The following is a 9,133-nucleotide window of genomic DNA, read 5'->3' as shown; positions in this document are numbered from 1 at the left end:
CTCCAGCCGAGTCCGAGCAACCCCGCAAGAAGCGGCGCAATCAGCAGCAGCAAACAGAATCCGCTCCGGCCGAGCAGATCGCTCCAGCCGAGTCCGAGCAACCCCGCAAGAAGCGGCGCAATCAGCAGCAGCAAACAGAATCCGCTCCGGCCGAGCAGATCGCTCCGGCCGAGTCCGAGCAACCCCGCAAGAAGCGGCGCAATCGGCAGCAGATCGAAGCGGCCCCATCGGAACAACCGGCCGAGCAGGCAGCGCCGGCAAACGACAACCAGCCCAACGTCAATCCGCGCAAGAAGAAGCAAAAACAGAACCAGCAGATCGAGGCTGCCCCGGCAGAACAGGCTCCGACTGTCGAGCCCGGACAAAAGCCGGGCAAGCGCAAGAAGCCTGCTGAATTGACCGGACCCGCCACGGAGGCGGAAGGCCAGCCGGCGCCGACCAATAAGGAAGCGACCCCACAGGCCCAACCGGCTCCGACCGAGCAGCAGGCCGCTCCCGTCCAGGGCGAACAGCCCCAGGACAAGATCAAGAAACGTGGCAAGAGGCCTGTCGGCGAACAGCCGGTGACAGGAGAGCAACAGCCCTCGACCGGCGAACAGCCTTCGACTGGCCAGGCCGCGCCTGTCCAGGGTGAAAATCCGGTCCAGGGTGAAGCCCAGGCCAATCCGAACGAGGCACCTGTTCTGGACAGCCAGAAGGATGTCTTGCGCAAGCGCAAGGGTGGCAAGGAGCGCGGCCAAAATGCCGGTAAGCAGCAGGGCAACCAGCCCGCCCAGCAGGGCGAGAACCAGGTGGAAGCCCCGAAGCCGGCTCCGGTCGATCAGGGGCCGCCGCCCACCGACGACCGGGCAGCCCAGCGGGAGATCAAGCCTGAAAAGATCGTTCCGGTGACCGAGGAAAAAGGCAAGCGCGTCGAGCGTGCGCCGGACATCGAGGATGTTCGTCGTCGTCCGCGCCCCCAGGGTGCCAACGTCGTCAGGGAATTCGGCGACCGCGTCATCCTCCAGTTCAACAACCAGACGTTCGTCGAAAGCAGCGATGCACCGCGCATGCACCGCGGCGCCAGGAATGTCTATTATGAGGACCTGTCGGGCGATCGCACCCGGGAAATCGTCGAGCGTGACAATGGTGTCCGGATCGTCACCATCCGCAACCGCTACGGCGACGTCATCCAGCGTTCACGCATCGCGCCCGACGGCCGCGAATATGTGCTGAGCTATGTCGACGAGCGGAACTATGACGATGATGCAGACTGGCGCGACCCGGGCGACGACCTGCCGCCGATGCGCCTTACCATCCCGCAAGAGGAATACATTCTGGATTCCGAAGAGGTCGAGGATCCGGACGACTACTACACCTTCCTCGAACGGCCGCCGGTCGAGAGGGTCCAGCGCCTCTATTCGATCGACGAGGTCAAGCGCTCGGCCCGCGTGCGCGACATCGCCCGCCGCATCGACCTCGACACGCTCAACTTCGAATTCGGTTCGGCCTCGATTTCCGACACCGAGGTCCAGAAGCTGGAGGGTGTTGCCAACGCCATGGACAAGCTGCTGAAGAAAAACCCGGCCGAGAGCTTCCTGATCGAGGGCCATACCGACGCTGTCGGCACACCGGAAGCGAACCTTGCTCTGTCCGACCGCCGCGCCGAGGCGGTCGCCGAAGCCTTGACCAACGCCTTTGGCATCCCGCCGGAGAACCTGACGACGCAGGGCTATGGCGAGGAGTATCTCAAGGTCAACACGTCGGGACCCAACCGCGAGAACCGCCGCGTCGCCATCCGCCGGATTACCCCCCTGGTAGCGCCGGTGGCCAGCGCCCAATAAACCGCAATGTGAACCGCGCGATTTGATCAACCATTGAATCGCGCGGTCATCAATCTTGAAACGCGCGGTTACCCATCCCAGATTCTGGAAAGGGCGTTCCCTGCCCTGTCCCGACTCCAGCGGGACACACGAGCCCCGCCGGTTCCCCTCCCCGGCGGGGTTTCGTTTTTTTGAAACCTTGCAAACCGCCGCAGCCTGCCCGAAATACGGCGCTCCGACAACGGAGCCCGAATCGCCGCATGAAGCGCCTCGAACTCGCCATCGAATCGATCATTCTCGCCTCGCGCTGGCTGCTGGTCGCCTTCTATCTCGGACTGGGTGCGGCACTTGCCATCTATGCCGTGTCCTTCGGCAAGAAGCTGTTCGAGTTCGTCTCCGTCGCCTTCACGCTCGATGACACCGACACCATCCTGAAAATACTCGGCCTCATCGATGCCGCGCTGGTCGCCTCACTGGTGGTGATGGTGATCATCTCGGGTTACGAAAACTTCGTCAGCCGCTTCGATGAAAATGACGGCAAGGTGCATTGGCTGGGCACGATCGATGTCGGCTCTCTGAAGGTCAAGGTCGCCTCGACAATCGTAGCGATCTCCTCGATCCACCTCTTGCAGGTGTTCCTGAACTCGGTCTCCTACACGACCGACCAGCTGATGTGGCTGACCATCATTCATCTGGCCTTCGTTCTGTCGGCACTGATGCTTGCCTATATCGACCGGCTGATGGGTCTTGGCAAAGCCAAGAAAGCCGGGGAGTGAGCACGCGTCTGTGCCGGTCTTTTGAGAGATACTTCTGTAGCGAGATACTTTCCGTCAGTAGATACCTTTGATTTTGGTATCCGACCGGCCGAACACCTCGTCCGGCACAAAAAAGTCGGCGGCGAGCGGGCCTGTCGCACCCGGCGCATAGGCCGAGAAATCGCTGACGCCCTCAGCGCGCAGCACTTCTTCGTCAATGTAGAAATTGCCGGTCGCTTCACGCGACGGCCTGACCAGGATGGCGTATGCCGCATCGGCCATGATGTCGGGCGAACGGCTCATCGCCGCCACCGTCGCCCCGCCCAGGAGGTTACGCACCGCCGCGGTGTCGATGGTCGAGATCGGCCATAGCGAATTGACCGCAATGCCATCCCTGGCGAACTCGGCGCTCATGCCCAGCGTGCACATCGACATGCCGAACTTCGCCATCGTGTAGGCGACATGGTTCTTGAACCACTTGGCCTTCATGTCGAGCGGCGGCGCCAGATTCAAGATGTGAGGATTTTCCGCCAACCTCAAGTGCGGAATGCACATTTTGGAGACGAGAAAAGTGCCGCGCGCGTTTATCTGGTGCATCAGATCGTAGCGCTTCATATCAGTCTCCAGCGTGCCGGTGAGTTGGATGGCACTGGCGTTGTTGACGCAGATATCGATGCCGCCGAACCTCTCCACGGTCTTGGCGACCGCTTCGGCGACCTGTTCTTCATCCCGAATGTCGCACAGCACCGGCAGCGCCTTGCCGCCGGCCTGCTCGATCTCGTGCGCCGCCGTGTAGATCGTCCCGGGCAGCTTCGGATGCGGCTCGGCGGTCTTGGCCGCGATCGTCACATTGGCGCCATCGCGCGCGGCGCGCAGCGCAATCGCCAGCCCGATGCCGCGCGACCCGCCGGAGATGAAAAGCGTCTTTCCCTTGAGCGACATCCTTGCGCCTTCCTGCAACATGAAAGACACGATCCTTGCGCGGCTGAGAACCGCCGCGCAAGGCCCAACACACCGCATGCGGGTTACGCTGCGTCGGCCTTGAGACAATCTGAGCTAGACCAGCACCAGGCCCTGCCGCATGGCGATGGCAATCGCATCGGTGCGGTTGGCGGCACCGAGCTTCGTCAGAATCGCTGCGACATGGAACTTCGCCGTATGCACGGAGATGTTCAGCCGCCGCGCGATGACCTTGTTGGGGGCGCCCTCGGCCAGCAGCGCCAGCACCTCGCCTTCCCGCGGCGAAAGCGTCGGCCGGACGATATGCTCGTCAGTCGGTTCCTCTTCGAACCGGTCGCTGTCATGGAAGATCAAATCGTGATGCCGATCGGATAGAGCATGGCTGTCGCGCGAAATCCGGTAGCCCGCAGCCGCGAGCCGCGCGGCGGCGGCGATCAGCAACTCGTCCGCTTGCACCGGCAGCACGGCAAACACTGTATCGGCCGGCCGTTCGCGGGCCGCTCGCGACGATAGCAGCACGCGAGGCATAGCCGCGTCGACGAGCCCGCCTTGTAGCCCATGATCACCGACGATGGCGACATCCGCCGCCTCACGCCCGTCGACTTCGCCGGCCAGAACCGGCCGCAGATCATCGGTCGCGGCGAGAGCCGCAGACAGACTTCGTGCGCGCTCGGCGTCACCGAGCGCGATCAGCACCGTCAGCCGTCTGCCAGCGACCTCACCGCTTACCATCAATCCCTCAGCTCAGTGGTTTTTCACCGATGGTCAGGGAAACCTCACGATTCTCGCCGCCGCGCACCACGCCGAGTGTCACCAAGGCACCGGCGCTGTCCGGCCCGAGCTTGCGGATCAGCTCGCGCGGCCCATGCACCGTCTCTGCGTTCCACGACACGATGATGTCGCCGAGACTGAGACCGGCTGCTTTCGCCGGCCCGTTATCGTCGAGGCTCATCACCATGGCGCCCTGTGTATCACCATTGCGGACCGGATGCAGGCCGGCGCCAAGATAGCCGCGCGCCACATGACCCTTCTCGCGCAGCGTCGTGACTGCCCGCTCGATCGTTTCGTAAGGCATGACCAGCGCCCGCCGGCGTGGCCCGAACAGCAGCATGCCGATCAGTCCACCCTTGGCGTCGAGCACAGGGCCACCCTCGAAACGGCCGCCGGCATTGACGGCAAGATTGATGCGCCGGTCGATCGTGCCGCCGCGCATTGAACGCCAGGCCGGGCCGACCTCGCCGACCGTACCGAAGGTAGCGAGCGAGGTGCCGTCGCTATTGCCCGCCACGACCGCCAGGTTGCCCGGCCGCACCGCATCCGCCTTTACCAGTGACGGGGCGCCCGGCGCGCCGGCCGGTTTCAAAACGGCCGTGCCGGTGGACGGGTCGCGGCCGACCAGTTCCGCCTTGACGGCTTCGCCCGAAGAAAACGTCAGCTCGATCTCCTCGCCGGCCTCGACCGCCTCCTCGGCAGTGACGAAATAGCCGTCCCGCCAGTGGAAAGCAGTTGACGTCCGGTGGTGCGTCGCGAAGCTGGCCGTCGCTGGTGCCGCGGCTGCCGCGATGTCGGCAATGGCGTCGGAAAACGTGCTCAGATTGAAATCGCTCATGATTTATCTCCTGGGTTCTTCGTGACCCAGATATCGCCCGGCAGGGCGATGGCGGATACTCGCCTGACGGCTAGTTGGGCATTTGACTGGCCATCTGGTCAGGTCGCGGCCGGTCCGGCCGCTCCGCACATATAGGCATTGTTCATCTTGTTCCAAACGGAGCCCTCGGATGGCCCTGCCCGCCCAGCAATTGCAATATGACGATGCCCTTCTCGATGCCTATTCGGCGACGGTCGCCGATGCCGTCGACCGCATCGGGCCCGCCGTCTGCCGCATCGAGCGCATCGGTGGCCCGGGTGGCCATGGCTCCGGCTTCGTCATCGCGCAGGACGGGCTGGTCGTCACCAACTTCCACGTCGTCGGCGATGCGCGCAGCGTGCGCGTGTCAATGCCGGACGGCGCCTCCAGGGAAGGCCGCGTGCTCGGCCGCGATCCCGACACCGACATTGCGCTGGTGCGCGCCGACGGCAACTTTGCCGACGTTGCGCCGCTTGGCGATTCCAAGCGTCTGAGGCGCGGCCAGATCGCCATTGCCATCGGCAACCCGCTCGGCTTCGAATGGACCGTCACCACTGGCGTCGTCTCGGCACTCGGCCGCTCGATGCGTGCCTCCACCGGCCGGCTGATCGACGACGTCATCCAGACCGACGCCGCGCTCAACCCCGGCAATTCCGGCGGACCGCTGGTGTCCTCGGCTGGCGAGGTGATCGGCGTTAACACCGCGATGATCCACGGTGCGCAAGGCATCGCCTTCGCGGTTGCCTCCAACACCGCCAATTTCGTCATCTCGGAAATCATCCGCTTCGGCCGTGTGCGCCGTGCCTTCATCGGCGTTTCCGCCGACACCACCAACCTGCCGCGCCGCGCAGCCCTTTTGTCGCAAGTGTCGAGCAGCACGGCGGTGCGCCTGCGCACCGTCGAAAAGAACAGCCCGGCGGCCAAAGCCGGCCTCAGGGAAGGCGACATTATTGCCGCCATCGACGGCCGTCCGGTCACCGGCGTCGACGATCTGGTGCGCATGCTCGACGCCGAGCGAATCGGCCGCGAGACACTGTGCACGGTGGTGCGCCGCTCCGGCATTACTCAGGTCACCGTGATGCCGTTGGCGCGGGCGAGTTAGCGCGCCGCAGCACGCTGCGCATATTGCGCCATAAATTCTGGGCTCGCCGGGATCGGCCTGATCACGTCGATCAGCACGCCGTTGGGATCCTTGGTGATGAAATGGCGCTGGCCGAAGGGTTCGTCGCGCAGCGTTCGCAGGATCGGCAGGCCAGCGGCGGTGATCCGCTCATAGATGGCATCCGGATCCCTGACCTCGAAATTGATCAGCAGGCCAGATGTGCGGCCCCGCCCTTCCTCCGGGATCGTCTCATGATCGCCCTGGACGATGCCGAGGTTGACGCGACGGTCTTCGGCCGAGCGCAGATGCACGTACCAGTCGGCCTCAAACAGCGGCTTGAAGCCGAAATGCGCAACATAAAAGGCTGCCGTGCCGGCAACGTCGCTCGTCATCAGCACCGGATAATAGCTCGTCGTCCTCATCTTTCCTTCTCCCGGCAAATAACATACAGTCTGCATGTAAATGGCAATAACATACAGGCTGCATGTATGCAACAGGGATCTGCTCGTCGCTCCAACCGTGATCGCACCGCGGCGACACGCGCCGAGCTCATCGCCGCGGCTCGCAAACTGTTCACCGAAAAGTCCTATGCCGAGACCGGTACACCCGAGATCGCCGCCGCTGCCGGGGTTACCCGCGGCGCGCTCTATCATCACTTTGCCGACAAGCAGGCGTTGTTTGCCGCTGTGGTCGAACAGGAGGCGCAAGCCGTCTCGGAAGAGATCGAACGCGCGTCGCCGCCTTCGCTATTTGCCCGCGATGCGCTGATTGCCGGCTCGGATGCCTATCTGGCTGCCATGCGTGCGCCCGGCCGTACGCGGCTCTTGCTGCTTGATGGCCCGGCCGTGCTCGGCCGCGCCGCCATGGATGCGATCGACAATCGCCATGGCAACCGTTCGCTGCGCGAAGGCCTTGTTGCCGCGATGCGCTCGCACTCCATGACGAGACTGCCTGTGGAAGCACTGACCGCGTTGCTCGCAGCCGCCTTCGACCGCGCAGCGCTCGCCATCGAAACTGGAGCATCGATCGAGGACTATCGCGCCGTTCTCATGGCGGTGATCGACGGCCTGTCTCCGGCTGCTCCTCGGGTATCTCACCCGGTTCGAACTCGTTGAAACAGCCTAGCTGGCGCTTGAACTGGTCGATCAGCCAGGCGGCCGCCGGTTTCGGGCTGCGATCGGCGCGGTGCATGGCATAGAGCGGCGAGCGGACTTCGCTGTAAGGCTCGAGATCGAGTTCGACGAGCCGGCCGTTCGCCAGATCATCGGCGATCAGCCACCGCGGCAGCCCGCCCCAGCCCAGCCCCTCGCGCATCAGCACGTGCTTGGTGCGCACATCCGTCAGCCGCCAGGTGCGGTAGGCGAAGACGCCATAGTCACGCCCGCGCGTACGCTCGGACTGGTCCGAGACGACCAGTTGGATGTGTTCGCGGACATCCTCTAGCGCCACTGGTCTCGGCAGCAGCGCCAGCGGGTGATCAGGCGCTGCGGCTGGCACCAGGGAGAAGAAGCCGATGCGAAGCAGATTCACGTCCGTCTCACCCAGAAGCCCCCCGATGCCGAGATCGGCCTGTCCGCCGACAACATGATCGAGGATAAGGCCAAGCGAGCCGATATGCAGACGCAGCGTCACGGCAGGGAACTGCGCCTCGAATGCCTTCAGCACCCGAACCAGCACCGGCGACGGTAGCGTCACGTCGACCGACAGCGTAACTTCCGCCTCCAATCCCTGCCGGTATCCGTCGACACGCGAGCGGATGCGTTGCAGCACGCCGACCATGCGCCGCGCATCTTCCAGCGTCGCCTTGCCGACATCGGTCAGTTGCGGTTCACGCGTGCCCTCGCGCTCGAACAGCTTCAGCCCGAGCTGCGCTTCGAGGTTGGCGATGGCGTAGCTGATCACCGATTGCGCCCGATTCAATTTGCGCCCGGCGGCCGAGAAGCTGCCGGTCTCGGCCACCGCAACCAGGATCTGCAATTGGTCAAGCGTCGGGTTCGGTTGCATCGTTCAATCCACATTTTAGATGGATAATATACAAAATATACCAGTTTTTCAAATGGGTCTGCGCACACATGTTTGCCGGGAGATTTTGATCCAACACTGGAGACCCCATTATGTCCATCCTTCTTGTCACATCGAGCCCGCGCGGCGCTGCCTCGCACTCGACCCGAATTGCTACTGAATTCGCTGAAAAGCTTGTTGCCGCCGATCCGTCGAACACGCTTGTCGTGCGCGACCTCGTCGCCAATCCGTTGCCGCACATCGATGCCGATTATGCGACCGGCATCTACACGCTGGCCGAAGCGCGCACCTCACGCCAGGCTGAAGTCGTTGGCGTCTCCGATGTCGTGCTGGATGAACTGTTCGCGGCCGATACGGTGATTCTCGCCACCGGCTTCATCAACTTCAACATCTCCTCGACGCTGAAGTCCTGGGTCGATCACATTGCCCGTTCCGGCAAGAGCTTTGCCTATGGCGAGAACGGCCCCAAGGGGCTCGTCACCGGCAAGAAGGTCTACATCGTACTGGCTTCGGGCGGCATCTATTCCGAAGGTGCGGCCGTGCAGTTCGATCACGCCATTCCCTACCTGCGCAGCGTGCTTGGCTTCCTCGGCATGACCGATGTCGAGGTCATCCGCATCGAAGGAGTCGGCATGGGCGCCGATGCGGTGGCAGCAGCGCTGGCCAAGGCCTCGACCAAGGTCGACGCCATTGTGGCCGCGACCGGTAATGCCGAGCGCGTCGCCACCGCGGCGTAAAAGCGTCAGCATCGTCTGAATTGTACAAGGGCAGGCGCCCGGCGCCTGCCCTTGTTTTTCGTTAGCGACAGCCTGTGGTGGGCCACACAACCGCCATTGGTTATTCCGCTTGTCTGCGCTATCGGTCG

General features: G+C 63.5%; 10 protein-coding genes. 5 read left to right on the top strand and 5 right to left on the bottom strand.

Annotation, left to right across the window (positions count from 1 at the left end; all coding sequences use genetic code 11):
- Window positions 1–1,823 (top strand): OmpA family protein (locus tag NKI52_RS08725; RefSeq protein ID WP_502897746.1); only part of this gene is annotated, 1,823 nt, incomplete at its 5' end.
- A gap of 239 nt (window positions 1,824–2,062) precedes the next feature.
- Window positions 2,063–2,578 carry a TIGR00645 family protein gene (locus tag NKI52_RS08720; RefSeq protein WP_352683754.1) on the top strand — a complete coding sequence of 172 codons (516 nt, stop codon included), beginning with the start codon at window positions 2,063–2,065 and terminating at the stop codon, window positions 2,576–2,578.
- 54 nt (window positions 2,579–2,632) lie between these two features.
- Here the strand turns inward: NKI52_RS08720 and NKI52_RS08715 are convergent, their stop codons facing one another.
- The 3 genes from NKI52_RS08715 to NKI52_RS08705 form a co-directional block, all read right to left on the bottom strand.
- On the bottom strand, window positions 2,633–3,499 hold the full coding sequence (locus NKI52_RS08715; RefSeq protein ID WP_352683848.1) for an SDR family oxidoreductase: 867 nt from the start codon (window positions 3,497–3,499) through the stop codon (window positions 2,633–2,635).
- Window positions 3,500–3,613: 114 nt separating this feature from the next.
- Complete coding sequence (locus NKI52_RS08710; RefSeq protein ID WP_352623574.1) at window positions 3,614–4,249, bottom strand: helix-turn-helix transcriptional regulator; 636 nt, start codon at window positions 4,247–4,249, stop codon at window positions 3,614–3,616.
- Window positions 4,250–4,256: 7 nt separating this feature from the next.
- Window positions 4,257–5,126: a S1C family serine protease gene (locus tag NKI52_RS08705; protein WP_352623573.1), complete on the bottom strand. Its 870-nt coding sequence runs from the start codon at window positions 5,124–5,126 to the stop codon at window positions 4,257–4,259.
- Window positions 5,127–5,295: 169 nt separating this feature from the next.
- Here NKI52_RS08705 and NKI52_RS08700 point away from each other — a divergent pair, with 169 nt between their 5' ends.
- Entirely contained in the window at window positions 5,296–6,246 is a 951-nt protein-coding gene (locus NKI52_RS08700) for a S1C family serine protease (RefSeq protein WP_023678284.1), read from the top strand.
- Here the strand turns inward: NKI52_RS08700 and NKI52_RS08695 are convergent.
- Window positions 6,243–6,668, bottom strand: a complete 426-nt coding sequence (locus tag NKI52_RS08695; RefSeq protein ID WP_352697666.1) for a VOC family protein — start codon at window positions 6,666–6,668, stop codon at window positions 6,243–6,245. The two genes, NKI52_RS08700 and NKI52_RS08695, sit on opposite strands and share 4 nt — an antisense overlap.
- A gap of 66 nt (window positions 6,669–6,734) precedes the next feature.
- Between NKI52_RS08695 and NKI52_RS08690 the strand changes: the two genes are divergently transcribed.
- Complete coding sequence (locus tag NKI52_RS08690) at window positions 6,735–7,361, top strand: TetR/AcrR family transcriptional regulator (RefSeq protein WP_352697664.1); 627 nt, start codon at window positions 6,735–6,737, stop codon at window positions 7,359–7,361.
- Here the strand turns inward: NKI52_RS08690 and NKI52_RS08685 are convergent.
- On the bottom strand, window positions 7,294–8,250 hold the full coding sequence (locus NKI52_RS08685) for a LysR family transcriptional regulator (protein ID WP_352697662.1): 957 nt from the start codon (window positions 8,248–8,250) through the stop codon (window positions 7,294–7,296). The two genes, NKI52_RS08690 and NKI52_RS08685, sit on opposite strands and share 68 nt — an antisense overlap.
- Before the next feature lie 110 nt (window positions 8,251–8,360).
- Between NKI52_RS08685 and NKI52_RS08680 the strand changes: the two genes are divergently transcribed.
- Window positions 8,361–9,005, top strand: coding sequence for an FMN-dependent NADH-azoreductase (locus NKI52_RS08680; protein WP_352697660.1), 645 nt, complete (start codon window positions 8,361–8,363; stop codon window positions 9,003–9,005).
- Window positions 9,006–9,133: the final 128 nt, after the last annotated feature.

This window comes from Mesorhizobium sp. M0590 (assembly GCF_040320905.1).
In the GTDB taxonomy this organism is placed as follows: domain Bacteria; phylum Pseudomonadota; class Alphaproteobacteria; order Rhizobiales; family Rhizobiaceae; genus Mesorhizobium.
Note: the sequence above shows the minus strand (reverse complement) of the source record. Positions and strands in the feature narration are given on the sequence as shown.